This window comes from Devosia sp., assembly GCF_030689745.1.
In the GTDB taxonomy this organism is placed as follows: Bacteria; Pseudomonadota; Alphaproteobacteria; order Rhizobiales; family Devosiaceae; genus Devosia; species Devosia alba.
Window position 1 is genome coordinate 42,329 of the sequence record NZ_JAUYGL010000228.1, and the last position, 14,961, is coordinate 57,289.

General features: G+C 62.0%; 16 protein-coding genes. 10 read left to right on the plus strand and 6 right to left on the minus strand.

Features of this window, described 5'->3' with window-relative positions; all coding sequences use genetic code 11:
* Positions 1–7: 7 nt before the first annotated feature.
* The 6 genes from Q8O80_RS20130 to Q8O80_RS20155 form a co-directional block, all read right to left on the minus strand.
* Positions 8–1,321, minus strand: coding sequence for a TRAP transporter large permease (locus Q8O80_RS20130; RefSeq protein WP_305582654.1), 1,314 nt, complete (start codon positions 1,319–1,321; stop codon positions 8–10).
* Positions 1,318–1,809 (minus strand): TRAP transporter small permease, encoded by a 492-nt coding sequence (locus tag Q8O80_RS20135; protein ID WP_305582686.1) that lies wholly within the window; start codon positions 1,807–1,809, stop codon positions 1,318–1,320. The genes Q8O80_RS20130 and Q8O80_RS20135 overlap by 4 nt, the downstream gene beginning before the upstream one ends.
* Positions 1,810–1,893: 84 nt before the next feature.
* On the minus strand, positions 1,894–2,973 hold the full coding sequence (locus Q8O80_RS20140) for a C4-dicarboxylate TRAP transporter substrate-binding protein (RefSeq protein ID WP_305582656.1): 1,080 nt from the start codon (positions 2,971–2,973) through the stop codon (positions 1,894–1,896).
* 21 nt (positions 2,974–2,994) lie between these two features.
* Complete coding sequence (locus tag Q8O80_RS20145; RefSeq protein WP_305582658.1) at positions 2,995–3,399, minus strand: YciI family protein; 405 nt, start codon at positions 3,397–3,399, stop codon at positions 2,995–2,997.
* Complete coding sequence (locus Q8O80_RS20150) at positions 3,392–4,567, minus strand: CaiB/BaiF CoA-transferase family protein (RefSeq protein WP_305582660.1); 1,176 nt, start codon at positions 4,565–4,567, stop codon at positions 3,392–3,394. The genes Q8O80_RS20145 and Q8O80_RS20150 overlap by 8 nt, the downstream gene beginning before the upstream one ends.
* A 21-nt stretch (positions 4,568–4,588) precedes the next feature.
* Entirely contained in the window at positions 4,589–5,398 is an 810-nt protein-coding gene (locus tag Q8O80_RS20155; protein WP_305582662.1) for a citryl-CoA lyase, read from the minus strand.
* A gap of 99 nt (positions 5,399–5,497) precedes the next feature.
* Between Q8O80_RS20155 and Q8O80_RS20160 the strand changes: the two genes are divergently transcribed.
* The 10 genes from Q8O80_RS20160 to Q8O80_RS20205 all read left to right on the plus strand — a co-directional run.
* Positions 5,498–6,331, plus strand: coding sequence for an IclR family transcriptional regulator C-terminal domain-containing protein (locus Q8O80_RS20160; protein ID WP_305582664.1), 834 nt, complete (start codon positions 5,498–5,500; stop codon positions 6,329–6,331).
* Positions 6,332–6,431: 100 nt separating this feature from the next.
* Entirely contained in the window at positions 6,432–7,304 is an 873-nt protein-coding gene (locus Q8O80_RS20165) for an extradiol ring-cleavage dioxygenase (protein ID WP_305582666.1), read from the plus strand.
* Positions 7,301–7,666, plus strand: a complete 366-nt coding sequence (locus Q8O80_RS20170) for a hypothetical protein (protein ID WP_305582669.1) — start codon at positions 7,301–7,303, stop codon at positions 7,664–7,666. The genes Q8O80_RS20165 and Q8O80_RS20170 overlap by 4 nt, the downstream gene beginning before the upstream one ends.
* A 120-nt stretch (positions 7,667–7,786) precedes the next feature.
* Positions 7,787–9,310, plus strand: coding sequence for an amidohydrolase family protein (locus tag Q8O80_RS20175; RefSeq protein ID WP_305582671.1), 1,524 nt, complete (start codon positions 7,787–7,789; stop codon positions 9,308–9,310).
* 400 nt (positions 9,311–9,710) lie between these two features.
* Complete coding sequence (locus Q8O80_RS20180; protein WP_305582673.1) at positions 9,711–10,334, plus strand: glutathione S-transferase family protein; 624 nt, start codon at positions 9,711–9,713, stop codon at positions 10,332–10,334.
* Entirely contained in the window at positions 10,331–11,548 is a 1,218-nt protein-coding gene (locus tag Q8O80_RS20185) for a CaiB/BaiF CoA-transferase family protein (protein ID WP_305582676.1), read from the plus strand. The genes Q8O80_RS20180 and Q8O80_RS20185 overlap by 4 nt, the downstream gene beginning before the upstream one ends.
* 14 nt (positions 11,549–11,562) lie before the next feature.
* The gene (locus tag Q8O80_RS20190) at positions 11,563–12,120 is read left to right on the plus strand and encodes a carboxymuconolactone decarboxylase family protein (RefSeq protein WP_305582678.1); all 558 of its coding nucleotides are present in this window, start codon (positions 11,563–11,565) and stop codon (positions 12,118–12,120) included.
* Positions 12,120–13,013 carry an amidohydrolase gene (locus Q8O80_RS20195; protein ID WP_305582689.1) on the plus strand — a complete coding sequence of 298 codons (894 nt, stop codon included), beginning with the start codon at positions 12,120–12,122 and terminating at the stop codon, positions 13,011–13,013. Before Q8O80_RS20190 ends, Q8O80_RS20195 begins: the two co-directional genes overlap by 1 nt.
* Positions 13,014–13,024: 11 nt before the next feature.
* Positions 13,025–13,789, plus strand: coding sequence for an enoyl-CoA hydratase-related protein (locus Q8O80_RS20200; RefSeq protein WP_305582680.1), 765 nt, complete (start codon positions 13,025–13,027; stop codon positions 13,787–13,789).
* Positions 13,789–14,961 (plus strand): enoyl-CoA hydratase-related protein (locus Q8O80_RS20205; RefSeq protein ID WP_305582691.1); only part of this gene is annotated, 1,173 nt, incomplete at its 3' end. The genes Q8O80_RS20200 and Q8O80_RS20205, both read left to right, overlap by 1 nt.

Below are 14,961 nucleotides of genomic sequence, written 5' to 3' on the forward strand. Positions count from 1 at the left end.
TTGGATGTCATAGTCTGGGCAACCAGGTTGCGATGAGCGGGAAGGCAATGATGATCGCGATGGTGAAGAGCATGGCGATAACGAACGGAAATGCCCCGCGGAAGATCTCGCCGACCTTGAGTTGGGGGTCACTCAGTGCCGCCTTGATGGTGTAGACCGACAACCCGAAAGGCGGGGTCAGCAAGCCAATCTCGATAGCGATAACCGTGATGACGCCGAACCAGATCAGGTCAAAGCCCGCAGCACCGGCGACGGGCAGAGCGATTGGCAGCATGATCAGCATGATGGAAATCGAATCGATCAGGAACCCCAGGATGATCAGCAGGCCGACATAAGCCAACAAAAACCCCCAGGGGCCGATCGGGCCATCGAGGAAGAACTCGGCCAGCGATCGCGGCATGCCCGACAGCGCCAGCATGCGGGAGAAAAAGCTCGCCGCCAGGATCAGGAACAGCACGGAGACGGTGATCTGGCCTGTTTCAACCAGCAGCTTCCAGAAAGTGCGGCGATTGAGCGAGCGACGCAGAACGGCAATCACCAGGGCACCAAAGGCGCCAGCAGCCCCGGCCTCGGTAGGGTTGAAAAAGCCGCCATACAAGCCGCCCAGCACCAGCGTGATCAAGGCAACGATCGGTGCGGCCATCTGCAGGATTGTCCAGGCGCTGGTTGGCTCCTGCTCAACAATCTCCTGCTCGGAATCAAACACGAATTTCGGCTGGGTCCTGGCCAGGAAAATAATGGTGGCGCAGAAGGCGATGGCCAGCACGATGCCCGGACCGATGCCTGCCAGGAACATGCGGCCAACCGATTCTTCGGCCTGCACCGCATAGACAATGAACAGCAGCGAAGGGGGGATCAGCATCCCCAGCACGGACGAGCCTGCCACGACGCCGGTCGCGAATTTTCTGGTATAGCCGTGCCGCACCATTTCGGGCACGGCAACACGGGCAAAGACCGTGGCCGAGGCAATCGAGATGCCGGTTATGGCCGCAAAAACAGCATTGGCGAACACCGTGGCGATGCCCAGACCGGCCGTAACGCGGTGCAACAGGCGCTGGAAAACGTCGAAGGTGTCGCGGCCCACGCCCGATGCGGTGACCAGCAGCCCCATGAGCACGAACAGCGGCACCACGGCGTAGAGATATTCTTCGAGTGAATCATTGGCGACCTGGCCCAGCATGCGCACCGCAACCATGTCACTGCGGATGAACATTACGCTGACGAATGAGGTGACCAGCATGCTGATGCCAATGGGCATGCCGACAACGATCAGCACGATCAGCGCCCCGATGGACAGCCAGCCAATGTCTATCGGACTCATGAGGGCTCTTTCGTGATGGAGAGTGTTTTGCCGAGATAGCGCACGGCCTTGAACAGAAACTCGGCGGCGGCAACGCTCATGCCGAGCGTGATCAGAGCGCGGAACGGCCAGGTGGGCAGCGTGCCCAGCCCGGGAATGCCGATGAAATCACTTGAGGTCCAATCGCCGTGCAAGATGCCGAAAGAGGCCCAAGCCACGACGCCCAGGATCGCACAGCCCAGCAGGCAGAACACGGCATTGAGCAAGGCGGCCATGCGGGGCCGGCGAGCTTCGAGCGCGTCGATAATGATCTCCACCTGAGCAAGGCGACCCGCACTGACGGCGCTGGGCAGTTGCAGTGCGACGATGAGAACCACCATCATGGCGCCAAGCTCTGACACCAGCGGCAGGGAGCCGCCGAAGCCGTTGCGCACCACAATGTCGGCACAGATGAGAACCATCAGGACGGCGATCAAGGCCGTGGCCAACACGGACAGCGCTTCCACCATGCGTTTCCAGACCTGCTGGAGGCGGCGGCGCCCCCCGACGGGGGCACCCCTTAGTTGCGTGTCTGACATGGTGCCGGACAACCCCTAGAGTTCTTCGTCCCAGGCGCGCGAGGGCTCAACACCCTTGGCACGCAGCGCGGACATGTATTGCTTGACGAACTCGTTGGCAGGCACGCCCTGAGCTTCAAGCGCACCAGCCCACTCACCAGCCAAGTTCGGCAGCATGTCGACCCACTTCTGGCGCTCTTCCGCCGGCATGTTCACGATGGTGACCTTGGGGTCCTGGCCTGCGCCCAGCTCAACCATCTTGTTGAGGGCGACTTCATGCAGGGTGACCATTTCTTCGCCATGACTCTTGGTGTAGTAGCGCCCGGCTTCGATCATGGCGTTCTGCACTTCTTCAGGCAGCGTTTCCCAAACATCGTTGTTGATGGCGATAGCACCGGAAAAGGCAGCAGCGGCATCAAACCGGTTGATGTAGGGGGCGACCTCGTAGAGCTTGATCGGCATGACACCCAGAGCCAGACTCAGCGCCCCATCGGAGACGCCCGTCTGCACGTCGGTGTAGAATGTGGTCAATGCGCCATCGACGGCATTGGCGCCCGTGCCGCGCAGCCAGCTGCCAAGCACGCCGGGAGCCGACAATTTCATTCCGTTGATGTCCTCGATGCCCTGCAGCGGCTCTTTGGTGTAGATGTCATAAAGATCCGTGGCGGTCAGACCGAGTACCTTAAGATTGTGGCCTTCCCATTCCTGCTTGAAGGCTTCGTTGCTCTCGAGCAGACCTTCCATGACCTCGAGCAGTGCGGGGACGTCTGTGACCGAAAACGGCGTGTTGGTGGACACCTGGCTCAGCGGCAATTGGGCCGGTTCGAGGAAGGAGAACACCCAGCCAATATCGGTGATGCCGTCTTCGACCGAAGAAAGCGTCGCATTGGCCTTGTAGAGCTGACCGCCAAATGCCTCGTTCCAGTCGAGCTGGTAGTTGCCGGTTTCGGCGAGCAATTCGTCGGTCCGGGCCATGAAATGGGTCTTGATCATCCCCACCCACGGCACCACCGTGGGATGGCTCGACGCCACCGTCAGGCTGATGTGCTCCTGCGCAAAACTGGTTGTCGGCAGGACCAGTGCCGCTGCGGTCATCATTGCAAGAAACGCTTTCATTTTATTCCTCCCTTGAAGCGATTAGTTGACGTCGAAAGTCTGCGAAGAGAAGTTGATGCGCACGGTCATCGACCCCTCATTGACCATCCAGGGCCGTATGCGGAACCTGCGTGCTCCGGCCTTGTGCATGGGATCCTGTTCGGCAATTGCGCGCGCTGCCGCAGCAGAAGCAGCCCGGACGATCACCATTCCTTCGCCTTGCCAGGACTGCTCATCGTCGCTCCACAGCGGGCCGGCGGCGAACATGATGCCCTGCTTTTCAAGGCCGACCTGAAACTCCAGGTGCGCGTCCATATTGGCAAACACCGGCTCCAGACCGTTGGTCGGTGTGGTGAAAATGGCGTAGAACTGCTTTTGCAGCATTTGGCTGGAGGCATCGCGCACGGTCTGTGCCGGCACCGATGTCAGTCTGTTGTCCTCAGTCATGCCTGCCTCCTGTCCGAGCAGTCTGGCCGGCTTTGCCCTGGGCCAGTTCCGCGCGAATATCTGCGCCATGTTCATCCAGTGTCGGGGGTGGCAAGACCTCCAGTTCGGCCTGCCCGTCGAAATTGTACGGCGCCCGCACCGTGGTGAAGGTGCCCATCACCGGGTGCTCGGCCGATATCTTGATCTGCAGATGGCGGGCCTGCGGATCCTCAAGGGCCTCGTCGGAGTCGTAAGCGGGCGAATAAGGCACTTCATGAGTCTCGAGCAGATCGCACCATGCGGCACGGCTCTTTTGCGCGAAGACCGGTGCGAATACCTCGATCAGTTGTTCCTGATGCTCGATACGGGCCAGCCGTTCGGCGAAGCGGGGATCAGCGTTGAGGTGCTGCTGACCGGTTGCCTCGAGCAGGGAGTCCCAGAATTTGGTCGGCGATGACAGATGGAAGGCGATCCATTTCCCGTCGGCGCAGGCGAAGGTGTAGGATTGCGACACTTCCGGCCGGGACAGCGGCCCCATCACTTCGCCCACCGAATAGTAGTGGGTGAAGCTGTCGAGATTGAAATGCGTCATGGCCTCCAGCATGGAGATGTCGATGCGGCGACCGGGGCCGGTTTTGCCTCGTTCCAGCAGCGCCGCCAGGATGGCCATGGCAGCATATTGGCCGGTAATGGAATCGGCGATGGCTGGCCCGATAACGCGGGGTTTGTCTGGTGGCGTCAGCAGGCGCAGATAGCCACTGGCTGCCTGGGCGACCGTGTCATAGACGGGGCGATGGCTCGCCGGCCCGGCATTGCCGAGGCCCGAAATGGCGCAATAGATCAAGGACGGGTTGATCTGGCGGAGGTCATCCTCGCCTGCCCCCAACTTTTCGGCGACACCAGGACGGAAATTCTGGATGAAGACATCGGCGGAGCTGATCAGCTCGTGGAACACGGAAAGATCGTCATCCTGCCGGGTATCGAGAGCGATGGATCGCTTGTTGCGGTTGTAGGTCTGATAGTGCGGCGAATAGAGGCCACCCTTGAAGGCCCGGAACGGATCACCGGACCCCGGTCGCTCGACCTTGATGACATCGGCCCCCAGATCGGCCAGATGCATGCCAGCGGCGGGGCCGGTAATGTAGGTGCCCAGCTCAATGACCCGCACGGCCTTCAGAATTTTTACCACGCAAAACTCCCTTGCATGCCCTTAGCGGGTCTTGGCTTCGTGGCCGGACAGCTTGCCGTCATAGGCAATGGCGAGGTCGGCCTGGTTGGACATGATGAAGCCGATCGAGCGCATGGATTCTTCGAACAGATGCGCCGACAGACCGGCGGTACGGGCCAGCAGCGGCACGGCTTTGAGGGCCTCAAGCGGCCAGCCGGCATCGAGCATGACGGCGGGAATAGCGCCCGAGACATTGATCGGCAGCGGCCGCTGGATGATCCTGGGGGCATGCTCGGCCAGGGTCCGCAATGCTTGGACATATTTGCCGGAGACGCCGAGTTCATCGGCAATGTCGAGCAGCCGGTTTGCCCGGGGATCGCCATCGCTATGCTGGGGATGGCCGAGGCCGGGCACCTTCTTTTTGGCGGCCTTGAGGGTTTCCAGGCTCGCTATGGTTGCGGCCTGAAGATCGGTGCCGTCAGCATCGGCTTTGCGCAGCACCTCATCGAGGTAACGGCCGGACACTTCCGAACTGCCAGCAACGACGCTGCCCATGCCCAGCAGCCCTGCCGCCATGGCGCCCTGCCAGGCTTCGGGACCCGCGGCCAGGGTCATGCGTGCCGCCTGAACCGACGGCACCAGACCATGTTCAGCAATCGCCACCAGGCAGGCGTCGAGCATCTGACGCTGCGCCGGCGTGCACCGTTCGCCCAGCACCAGCAGCCAAAAGTAGTCGGTGAAATTGATCTTGCCGATGAGGTCAGCGCACAGATCCTCGCCCCGCACGGTGATGGATTCAGCATCCGAGGTGGCGATTGCGGTCGTCGCATTGTCCTGCTTGCCGATGCGCATTCCTGTCCCTTCTTTTCGCTAGCCGAAAATGTTTGCTCTTGCCGAAAAGGTAGACCTGACTTAGTCTGGCGTCAAGTTGCGATCACGCTCGAGGTGAAGATGGCTCCCGGTCAGGTGATAGATATTAGCGGTCAGGCTGCCGATGAACGCCCGGCCGAGTTCGTCGAGGCCCTGGCCAAGGGCATCGGCATCCTCGAGAGCTTTGATGCAACGCACCCGGAAATGACGCTGAGCGAGGTTGCGCGTCGCGTCGGGTTGAGTCCGGCTGCGGCACGCCGCAGCCTGATCACGCTGCAAACGCTTGGCTATGTCGGCCAGACCGAGCGGCGCTTTCACCTCCGGCCCAAGGTTTTGACCCTGGGGTCCGCGCTGTTCTTCTCGGCGGGGATTGGAGAAGTATTGCAGCCCGATCTGCGCGAACTGGTCGAACAATTTGGCGACGCCTCATCCATCGGCACGCTCGAGGGCGAGGACGTCATCTATGTCGCGCACAGTTCGGTGCAACGGGCGCGCCGCGCCACCGCGACCATCGGCGCGCGCTATCCCGCCTACGCCACCTCGCTCGGGCGGGTGCTGCTGGCGGGTCTGGATGACGCCGCGCTCGACGCCTATCTCGCCAAGGTCAGGCCGGTGGCCCTGACATCAAAGACGGTCATTGATGTGGCAGACCTGCGCCAGATCATCCTGGCGGTGCGCGCCGATGGCTATTCCACCACCGTCGATCAGCTCGACTACGGCATCACCGCCCTGGGTGTGGCGATCAGGGGGCCAGATGGCCGCACCGTCGCCGCGCTGAACAGCTCTGGCTATACCGGCATGGTGACGCCCGAAAAACTCATCGAGGAGCGGCTGCCGACCCTGCTCGCTGCCGCGTCGCGCATTGGCAACGCCATCACCCGCTATCCGATCCTGCAATCGGTCATGGGCCCGTAAGGGGTCCGAACATGCCTGTCGATACAGGCAGTTGAACACGCGAAAGTGCTTTTGCCCTGCGTCACTGGTGGCAGGCAAAACCATATCTGAGGAGGACGCATTGGCTGAACTTGTTGCCACACTGGCATCGACCCATCACCCGTTTTATCTGCGCGCCACGACAGCGCCGCCAGAACAGCAAATTCCGCAGGCGCCGGAGTGGAAGCGCAAGGTCGAGGCCTATCGCGAGACGCTGAGCAAGGCCAAGCCTGACATTCTGGTGATGATCGGCTCGGATCACTTCCACCAGATCTTCCTCGACAATTGCCCGCAATTTCTCATCGGCAAGGCCGAGCGCTATGACGCGACATTCGGCAATGAAGAGCGCGAATTCGGGATTCCCAAATATGTGCTGGAGGGGGATATGGAAATGTCCCGTTTCATGCACCGCGATCTGATGGAGCAGGGTTTCGACCTGGCGTTTTCCAATGAACTGAAGATCGATCACTCGATCATCTGTCCGATCATTACCGTCCGGCCGGACAATGATCTGCCCGTAGTGCCGATCTACACCAACATCTTCGCGCCGCCCCTGCCCTCGCCGCGCCGCTTCTACGACCTTGGCCGGGCGATCCGCAAAGCAATCGACGCCTTTCCGTCTGACAAACGCGTCGCGGCCATCGGCACGGGCCATCTCTCGCTTGAGCTGGGCGGCCCCCGTCAGTTCATGGAAACCGGTCCCGACCCGGTGTTCGATCGCCAGGCTCTTGAGTGGTTCCGCAGCGGCGACATCGACGCCATCCTGGCCAATGTAACCCATGAGAGCATGGCCAAGAGCGGCAACGCGACCCATGGCTTCCTCAATTTTATCCTGATGATGGGCGTCGCCGGGCCGCAGGCCGCCGACTATGTCGATTATCTCGATCTCTTCCACACCATGGAAGCCTACGTGACCTGGTACCCCAAGACCGGCGCAGAGGAGCAGGCCGCATGAGCAAGTATTACGTCAACAAATTCCTCTATCAGGTCGATCGCAACCCGGACTATCTCCGGCGCTACGCCGAAGACCCCAAGAACTTCGTCGCCACCTGGGAGCAGTCGATCGGGCCGCGCCTGAACGAGGTCGAACTATCCACCGTCCACAGCCTGACTGATGCCGAGCGCAAGGCGCTGGTGGAGCATGACTTCGTCGCGCTGTTCGAAATGGGCGCGCATTTCTTCCTCAACCTGACGCTGTTCATCGGCATCTATGACGAGCCCTTCATGAAGGAAAACGGCCCACTCGCCTTTCAGCGCGAGTTTGCCAAGAAGGTCGGCCACTGGACGGGCAAGGATTATCCGGGCGTTGAATGCTGACACCAGCCTGACCGGCATCACCGCGCAGACGGTGAGCCCCGCCTGAGCCAACAGGGGCCGAAGGGAGGAGCCTTCGGCCCCTGACAACAATCGAGACGATGCGCATACAGGGAGGAAACCATGTGCAGACTTTGTGACTCAAACAAGCCGGAACTGGCGTGTCCAACACGACGCGACCTGCTCACCGCAACGGCGGTCGGCGGCGTCGCGCTGGCGGCCAGTGTCCTGCTGACCAGTAGTGTGGCAGCGCAACAGACGGCGCTGTCCACGCTGCCCGAGGGGATCGGCGAGCCGGGGCGCAAGACGCTGATCAAGGGCGGTATCGTGCTTTCCGTTGACGACGCGGTCGGCAACTTTCCCGTTGGCGATGTGCTGATCGAGAATGGTCGCATCGTCGCGGTTGCGGCCAATATTGACGCCGGCGACGCCGCCATCATCGATGCAACCGGCAAGATCGTCATGCCCGGCTTCATCGATACGCACCACCATCAGTTCGAGACGGCGCTGCGCAGCCAGCTGGCGCACGGCATTCTGATCAATGACGGGCGCGCGGTGAACGCTGCCAATTACTACGATACCGTGCTGCAGAAGTTCTCCCTGGTTTACCGCCCGCAGGATGTCTACATCAATGAGCTGTTCGGCGGCATTTCCCAGCTTGATGCGGGGGTGACCACGGTGATGGATGTCAGCCAGATTCATCATAGTCCCGAGCACTCGGACGCGGCCATTGAAGGGCTGCGTGATGGGGGGCGGCGCGGCGTGTTCGGGTATTTCGAAGGCTGGGGCGAGGGTGCGCGCTATCCCGATGACGCGCGGCGTATCAAGGAGCAGTATTTCTCCTCAAACGACCAGCTCACCACCATGATCATGGGCGGGGAAATTTACCTGCCCGGCTACGAAAAGGCCTGGGAGGTCGGCCGCGACCTGGGCCTGCCGATTGCGCTCCATGTCGTTGGCACCTTCGGCATGCAGCCGACCTTTGATGAACTGGGCGCCGCCGGCCTGTTCAGCGACGACAACATTTTCATCCACATGACCGGCATGTCCGACAATGGCTGGAAATATGCGGCGGACGCCGGCGCGCACATCTCGATGGCCGTGCCGATCGAAATGCACATGCGCCACGGCACCCCGCCGATCCAGCAGGCGATCGACTCGGGCATGGGCCTCTCGCTGTCTTCTGACGTCGAATGCACCATGACGGCGGACATGTTCACCCAGATGCGCGGCCTGATCACCCTGCAACGCATGTTCGCCAATGCGGCGGCGCTGGAGGGCGTGGCGGATTTTCCGACGCTGATGCAGCCCATGGATGCCATTCGTCACGCCACCATTGCCGGGGCTGAGGGCCTCAAGCTGGGCAAGGTGACGGGCAGCCTGACGCCGGGCAAGGCCGCCGATATCGTGCTGCTCGATGCGCGGGCAATCAATGTGGCGCCGCTCAACAATGTCGCCGGCGCCGTGGTGACGCTGATGGAGCGGAGCAATGTCGACACCGTCATCGTCGACGGTCAAGTCAAGAAGTGGCAGGGTCAGCTCATCGGCTTCGACATTGACCGCCTGCGCACCGAACTCGAAGCCAGCCGCGACTATATCTTCGCGCAAGCCGGCGTCGACGTCGACCTGTTCGGCGAGCCGGGATAAAGCACCCACTGGCATTTGCCTGCCATCGCAGGATGGCGGGCAATTGCTGGCCCGCCATCGGTCAGCACGTATAGGCGCCGTTGGCGAAGAAGCGTCACGCATACGATCTGGTGCTGGCACAGGCGAGGATACGTCTGGTTCGCGTATTTGCCGGTGACGAAAGGAACTTGCAGTCAGCGGCACAGCATCAGCTCTACTTTATGAAATCCTTATGCCGCCCTAGCCAGCCTGGTGGCATTCCTTAAATCCAAGACCTGCATGACAAGTCCGCTTTCAGGAGCGCGATCACAACCCCGAATTGAAGGGCTGCCCACCGCAGTGGCAGCTTGACTACCGAAAGCAGGCTGACTAAAGGTTATAGAACTGGTTTTTTAGTTTTATATGTCTGGTGATAGCGCGCGTGGAACTTCTATGGTCTCCAAGATCACCCTTTGTCCGCAAGGTTACGATCCTTCTGCATGAAACAGGGCTGGTGGATCGAGTGCGAAATGTTCGCGCTGTAGCCTCCATGTCAAAGGTCAATCCTGAAATTGTGCGGCACAATCCCCTCGGGAAGATCCCGGTTCTCCTGACCGACGACCTGGGGCCGATCTTTGATTCAACTGTCATTTGCGAGTATCTGGACCGGCTGCATGATGGTCCACGCCTGCATCCTTCAGACGCGAGAGACCGGATCACCGCCCTGCGTCGTCAAGCGCTGGGCGACGGGGTGCTTGACGTTCTGCTTTTGATGCGAAACGAGGTGGCGCGGCCAGATGGCGCTCCATCGCCGACCTATCTGGCGGGCTTTGAGCAAAAGGTGGCTGCCTCCCTTGCCGTGCTTGAGGCGGAAGCGCCGGCCTTGGGCGATAGCGCCTTCAGTATCGGGCACATCGCCATCGGCTGTGCTCTGAGTTATCTCGATTTTCGTTTCAGTGATCGTGATTGGCGCGGCGGCCACCCGGCACTTGCCTCATGGCATGCCCAGTTCGAGTTCCGCCCCTCCGTGATTGCGACAACTCCCGGCGATGAGAGTATGGCATGAGTCAATCTCCGCTATCCCATATCCGGGTTCTTGACCTCAGCCGCATCATGGCCGGCCCGTGGGCCAGCCAGATATTTGCCGATCTGGGTGCCGACGTCATCAAGGTCGAGCGGCAGGGCCGCGGCGACGACACCCGCAGCTGGGGCCCCCCGTTCCTCAAGGACAAGCAAGGCAATGACACGACCGAGGCCGGATATTTCCTCGCCGTCAACCGTGGCAAGCGCTCTATCACCCTCGATATCGCAACGGCCGAGGGGCAGCGCATCGTGCGCGAGCTCGTCCAGCACAGCGATATCGTCATAGAGAATTTCAAGGTTGATACGCTGGACCGCTACGGTCTGGGCTATGAGGACCTGAAGGCGATCAAGTCCGATATCATCTATTGCTCAGTGACCGGGTTCGGCCAGACCGGGCCACGCCGCGACCAGCCGGCATATGACTTCATGATCCAGGCCATGGGCGGACTGATGAGCGTCACGGGTGAACCGGACGGCGCGCCTGGAGGCGGGCCGGAAAAAGTTGGCGTGCCTATCGTTGACATCATGACGGGCATGTATGCCGCCATCGCCACGCTGGGTGCGCTTGCCCATCGCAGCGTCACGGGAGCGGGTGACCATGTCGATATCGCCATGCTGGACGTGCAGGTGGGCTTTCTCGCCAATCAGGCTATGAACTATCTCGTTTCGGGCAAGCCGCCCCAGCGGGCAGGCAATGCACACCCCAATATCCAGCCGCAGGACGTGTTCCCCTGTCGCGATGGCCACCTGGTGCTGGTTGTTGGCAATGACGGACAGTTCGCCAAATTCTGCGAGGTCATCGGACAGCCCGAACTTGCGAGCGATGCGCGCTTTGCCGCCAATGCCGATCGCGTGCGCCACCGCATCATTCTGGGCGACATCATCCGCGCGGCGTTTTCCGAATCGGACATGGCCGAATGGCTGGCGCGCCTTGATGCAGCCGGCGTGCCATGCGGACCGATCAATACGATACCCGCCGTGCTCGAAGACGCCCAGGTGCAGCATCGGGGCATGAAGATGCATATGGATCATCCGCTGGCCGGAGAGATCGATCTCATCGCCAGCCCGATGCGGTTCCGCAATGCGCAATTGCGTCGTGACAGGCCCCCGCCCCTGCTGGGCGAGCATACCGAAGAAATCCTTGCCGAATTTTCGATCCAAGCGCCAACCGTTGCCGGTGGCTCCCCTCACTCTTGACCGGAGCAGCGCCTATGCCGCGTATTCCAATCCTCTCGCCTGAGCAGATGAATTCGGAGCAGCGACGCATTCACGATGCTGTCGTGTCGGGCCCGCGGGGAATGCTGGTCGGCCCCTTGCGCGCCGCCATCCACCGGCCCGAACTGGCCGACAAGTGGCAGCAGTTCGGCGAATTGCTGCGCTACCGCACCAGCCTGCCGAGCCGGCTGAGCGAGCTGGCGATTTTGGTGACGGCACGCCACTGGGATTGCCAGGTGGAATGGCATCTGCACGAGCGCGACGCGATAAAGGCCGGGCTCGAGGCGCCCATCATGGCGGCGGTACAGCTGGGCAAGCGACCGGCGGAGATGGATGCCGACACTGCAGCCGCCCACGATTTCGGGGCTGAACTGCTGCGCGACCGGTTCGTGTCCGAGCCCACATACCAATTGGTACTCGCGCGTTGGGGCGTGGTGGGCGTCATCGAACTGACGGCCATCATCGGCTATTATTCCATGGTCGCCATGACGCTGAACGCGCATGAACTGCCCCTGCCGGACGGCGTTGCGCCACCGCTCGAGGCAAGGGCGTGATGGAGCGGCTTGCCGTACCACCGAGCCGGGCGCCGAAACGGGCGTTGCCTGCCAGCGCCTGCGACTGCCACACACATGTGTTTGGTTCGGCAGAGGACTATCCTGTCGCCGCAACATCGGGATATCCCTTGCCCGATGCCGATGCGGGCAAACACCGGCAGATGCGGGCGGAAACAGGACTGTCGCGCGCTGTTCTGGTGCAGCCGGCGCCCTATGGGGACAATTGCCGCGCCATGACGGATGCCATTGCCGAGGCGCCAGACATGCTGCGCGGGATCGGTACGGCATTTGCGGGGGCAAGCCGCGCTCAATTGTTGGATTTGCGGGAGGCTGGCGTGGTGGGCCTGCGTTTCGTCCACCTGCAATTGCCCGAGGGGCGGACGCGTTTTGCCGGTGCAGCAGGTCTCGACGATTTGTGGGCGCTCGCACCGGCGATGGCCGAATTGGGGCTACACGCTCAGCTCTGGTGCGATGCCGCGACTTTTGCGGTGCACCGGCAGGAACTGGCGCGTTTGGGCTTTCCCATAGTGCTCGAACACATGGCCCGTTTCGATATGGAAGAGGGCGTCAAGGGCGCGGCGTTCCAGACTGTTCTCGCCGCGCTTGCCGCTGATGAAATCTGGGTCAAGCTGGCACTCTGCCGCGCGTCACAGCAGTTTCCAGACTATCCCGATGCACGACCCTTCCATGATGCATTGCTGGGGGCCAATCCAGCCATGCTGTTGTGGGCATCGGACTGGCCGCATGTGCGGCTGGTTGAGACGCGCCCCGATGTCGGGCATCTGCTCGATCTTTTTGCCCAATGGGCGAACGAGGACGACGCGCTCATTCGCCAGATTCTCGTCGACAATCCTGGGGCGCTTTACGGCTTTGAGCCCGCGCGCCTGAGTTAAGGAGCCCATTTATGACCGACATCAAGCTCGACATCGCCGATGGCGTCGCGGTGGTGACCATTGACCGGCCACCAGTCAACGCGCTGACCATGGCGCTCTATGGCCAGATCGCGGACCTGTTCGACAGCTTTGCCAATAGCAGCGACGTCCATTGCGTCGTGCTTGCCGCAGCGGGCAGCAAGGCCTTCTGCGCAGGGCTCGATCTGCACGAGTTCCTTGCGGCGTCGGCAGATGACGACGACGAGCGGGCGACGATCGTGCGCCGCTGCTTTGCGGCAGTCCGCCATTGCGCAGTTCCGGTGGTGGCCGTGGTCAACGGACCGGCCCTTGGGGCCGGATGCGTTCTGGCCTCGGTGGCCGATATTTGTCTGGCCAGTCCCAATGCGCGGTTCAGCCTGCCCGAGATCAATGTCGGGCGCTGTGGCGGGACGGCCCATCTCGGCCGTCACCTGCCGCAGGGCGTATTGCGGCACTTGGTGTTCACAGGACTACCGCTGGGCGTGGAGGATGCCTATCGCTTTGGCTTGGTGCAGGAGATCGTTGCTGCCGAGAGCTTGCATGAACGTGCCATGGAACTGGCGAAATTGATTGCCGGCAAGGCCCCGCTGGGCCTGCGCCTCGGCAAGCAGTCGATGAATGGTGCCGAGTTCCTACCGGTCGAGGAGGGCTATGCGCTGGAGCAGACGTTCAGCACACGCCTGATGCACACTGCTGATGCGCGCGAGGCCACACGGGCCGTGGTCGAAAAGCGCGTGCCGGTGTGGAGCGGCCAGTGATGGGCGGGCCAGTGCACTTGCGCATGGACGGCGACGTCGCGGTCATCGTCATCGACAATCCACCGGTCAATGCCGGTTCCCTGTCCGTGCGGCAGGGCCTGCTCGCCAGGCTCGATGAAGTGGCGCACGGCAAGGCACATGCAGCGGTCATCATCGGCGCGGGCAAGACGTTCGTGGCCGGCTCAGACATTCGCGAATTCGGCGCTCCGCTGGAGGACCCGCAACTTCCCGCCGTTATCGCCGCCATTGAGGCCCTGGAGATACCTGTAGTTGCGGCCATTCATGGCGCCGCCCTGGGTGGAGGCTTTGAGCTGGCACTGGGCTGCGATGCACGGGTCGCGACGCGTGGCGCGGTGGTGGGCCTGCCCGAGGTCAAGCTGGGCATGGTGCCGGGTGCTGGCGGTACCCAGCGGCTGGTGCGGCTGCTCGATATTGCGCGCGCTATTGAGCTCGTTTGCAGCGGAAGGCGGGTTCAGGGACCCGAGGCGCTTGAACTGGGGCTGGTCGACGCAATCGCCGAGGGTGATCTGCTCACCGCCGCTATCGCTCACGCCAAAACGCTCGGCGGTTTCAAGCGTCGTCTCAGCGAGGCTCCCGTGAAGGCGGCCAGCGTGACCACGATCGATGCGGCGGCCGACAAGGCCATCCGCCGGGGCCGCCGGCGTCCCAACGTTCTTGCTGCCATTGACCTGCTGCGGAGCGCCGACACGGCGCCATTCCAAACCATGCTCGATCGCGAGCGGGCGGTGTTCCAGGAGTTGCGTGGAGGTGAAGACGCCGCAGCATTGCGCCACCTGTTCTTTGCCGAGCGCGAGGCGGGGCGGGTCGATGGACTGGGCGACGTCATGCCTGGACATGTCCGGCGGGTCGGTGTGGTCGGCGCTGGCACAATGGGTGCTGGCATTGCGGTGTGCCTGCTCAATTCCGGGCTCGCCGTGCGTCTTGTCGAGCAGGACGAACCGGCGCTGGCCAGGGGCATAGAACGGGTCGAGCAGACGCTTGCGGCCGATGTGGCGAGCGGGCGCCTTGATCCCAAGGAAAGCGCCAGTCGGCGCGCAGCGCTCGGGGGCAGTGTTGAGCTGACCGACCTGCGCGATTGCGATGTTATCATCGAAGCCGCCTTTGAGGACCTTGCCGTCAAGCAGAACCTGTTTGCGCGGCTGGATGCCGTG

Coding starts and splice junctions, on each gene's coding strand:
- Q8O80_RS20195 (WP_305582689.1), top strand. CDS start 12,120: ATGGAGCGGCTTGCCGTACCACCGAGCCGGGCGCCGAAACGGGCGTTG.
- Q8O80_RS20140 (WP_305582656.1), bottom strand. CDS start 2,973: ATGAAAGCGTTTCTTGCAATGATGACCGCAGCGGCACTGGTCCTGCCG.
- Q8O80_RS20135 (WP_305582686.1), bottom strand. CDS start 1,809: ATGGTGGAAGCGCTGTCCGTGTTGGCCACGGCCTTGATCGCCGTCCTG.
- Q8O80_RS20175 (WP_305582671.1), top strand. CDS start 7,787: ATGTGCAGACTTTGTGACTCAAACAAGCCGGAACTGGCGTGTCCAACA.
- Q8O80_RS20130 (WP_305582654.1), bottom strand. CDS start 1,321: ATGAGTCCGATAGACATTGGCTGGCTGTCCATCGGGGCGCTGATCGTG.
- Q8O80_RS20190 (WP_305582678.1), top strand. CDS start 11,563: ATGCCGCGTATTCCAATCCTCTCGCCTGAGCAGATGAATTCGGAGCAG.
- Q8O80_RS20155 (WP_305582662.1), bottom strand. CDS start 5,398: ATGCGCATCGGCAAGCAGGACAATGCGACGACCGCAATCGCCACCTCG.
- Q8O80_RS20160 (WP_305582664.1), top strand. CDS start 5,498: ATGGCTCCCGGTCAGGTGATAGATATTAGCGGTCAGGCTGCCGATGAA.
- Q8O80_RS20170 (WP_305582669.1), top strand. CDS start 7,301: ATGAGCAAGTATTACGTCAACAAATTCCTCTATCAGGTCGATCGCAAC.
- Q8O80_RS20185 (WP_305582676.1), top strand. CDS start 10,331: ATGAGTCAATCTCCGCTATCCCATATCCGGGTTCTTGACCTCAGCCGC.
- Q8O80_RS20200 (WP_305582680.1), top strand. CDS start 13,025: ATGACCGACATCAAGCTCGACATCGCCGATGGCGTCGCGGTGGTGACC.
- Q8O80_RS20145 (WP_305582658.1), bottom strand. CDS start 3,399: ATGACTGAGGACAACAGACTGACATCGGTGCCGGCACAGACCGTGCGC.